Annotated in this window: 2 protein-coding genes; both read right to left on the bottom strand. The window is 45.1% G+C overall.

Going from position 1 to position 1,196, the window contains the following annotated elements; translation table 11 throughout:
* On the bottom strand, positions 1 to 339 hold a 339-nt coding region (locus QTO00_RS19980), incomplete at its 3' end, for a chromosome partition protein MukE (RefSeq protein ID WP_331426304.1).
* A partial coding sequence (gene mukF, locus QTO00_RS19975; protein ID WP_331426303.1) for a chromosome partition protein MukF occupies positions 320 to 1,196 on the bottom strand: 877 nt, incomplete at its 5' end. The genes QTO00_RS19980 and mukF, both read right to left, overlap by 20 nt.

The raw sequence follows: 1,196 nt of genomic DNA, 5'->3' as shown, positions 1-1,196 counted from the left end.
GCCTTCATGAGCCAAACGTTCTGGGCTTAAATATAGGAAACACAGTACCTTACCCACTAACATGTCGAGTTCTGAAAGCACGCTTCGACCAATCAGTGACGTCGAGCGAGGACGCAAGTAGAAGAAACCTTCTGGCGCTTTTACAAGTTCAGTGTTGTAACGTTGATAAAACGAGGACAACTCAACTTCGAAGTCTGATAGCAGTGCGTGGTTGTCGAGATCTTCACTTGAGATGTGACGCCCAGCTCGCAGCATACTATCGAGCGCTGGGAACAGAGGGTTAGAAATTGCTTTTGCCAAATTATCTGGCATGTATTCATTAATATCGGTCGATGACATTTGCTTGTACCTTTGCACCAAATTCGTTGATCGCTTGCCAGTCTGGCTGAATGGCTTGATAGTCTGATTCTGAATAACCAAGACGTACAGCCTGATCGATAACGATTCGTGCTAAATCAAAATGATGAGTCTGTGGATGTTGTGCTAGGTAATCTTGTAGCACCAAACCCAAGTCGATAGGCGAGCCCTGTTCTTTATGAACTTTAAGCATGCCACCAATGCGCTCTGACAACTCATCATTGACCTGTTGAAACTCTTCGTATTCCACTTCTAGTGGTACTTGGCCGGTCACTTCATCATCTCGAAGAACCAAGGCTTCATCACGAAGGTCTGTTAGACGCTCGGCATCTGCATAAGTTAGATACCAAGGCATATCGAAGTAATCTTTTACTGACTGACGCAGACGAGAACTGAATGCTCGGTTCTTATCCATATCAATCGCGGTGCGGATAAACTTGTGAACGTGGCGGTCGTAGCCAATCCATAAGTCAATCGCTTGCTGGCCCCAACTGGTGATGCGATCAAGCTTCATTTGTAGTCCAAATAGGGTTTCTGCAATGAACTCTAATTCATCATCGCCATAAACCAGCTCTTGAATATCAAGAATCTGTGTCTGTAATTCATCCCCTGCTGCTTGCAAGGTATCTTGCAACTCTCTTAACGTATTCGACGTTTCCGAGAGCAAAGCTTCACAGTTGTTAATTGCATCACGCCAGTCTTTGTTTAGCAGTGCTGCAATTTGAGTTTTAACCGTCTGCTGCTGCTCATCCATTACGCGTTGGTTAAGATCGATTTGATCGAAAATCTCACCCACGGAATATTTGAGCACACCATAAACGTTCTTCCGCCAGTGACCC

It is taken from the genome of Vibrio sp. M260118, from assembly GCF_036533755.1.
In the GTDB taxonomy this organism is placed as follows: Bacteria; Pseudomonadota; Gammaproteobacteria; order Enterobacterales; family Vibrionaceae; genus Vibrio.
The sequence above is the reverse complement of the archived record's forward strand: the minus strand, read 5'-3'. Positions and strand labels throughout refer to the sequence as shown.